The following is a 247-nucleotide window of genomic DNA, read 5'->3' as shown; positions in this document are numbered from 1 at the left end:
TTAAGTTCAGCAAATTGAGCTTCATCATTAGCATCGGCAATAGAGCCAGGACGCAATCCATCTCCTAATGAAAGAGAGATATCATACGTGCGTGCAATGTCACAAATTTCATCAAAATGTTCATAGAGAAAACTTTCTTTGTGATGATGGAGGCACCATTTTGCCATAATAGAACCGCCCCGTGAAACAATACCTGTTATGCGATCAATGGTTAGAGGAATGAAAGGTAATCTTAATCCTGCATGGA

The 247-nt window shown here is 39.7% G+C and carries 1 protein-coding gene; it reads right to left on the bottom strand.

Features of this window, described 5'->3' with window-relative positions; translation table 11 throughout:
- Nucleotides 1–247 (bottom strand): phosphomethylpyrimidine synthase ThiC (locus tag ACFINO_RS11555; protein ID WP_375655996.1); only part of this gene is annotated, 247 nt, incomplete at both ends.

The sequence above is a fragment of the Bartonella sp. AA83SXKL genome, assembly GCF_042196965.1.
Classification (GTDB): Bacteria; Pseudomonadota; Alphaproteobacteria; order Rhizobiales; family Rhizobiaceae; genus Bartonella.
Note: the sequence above shows the minus strand (reverse complement) of the source record. Positions and strands in the feature narration are given on the sequence as shown.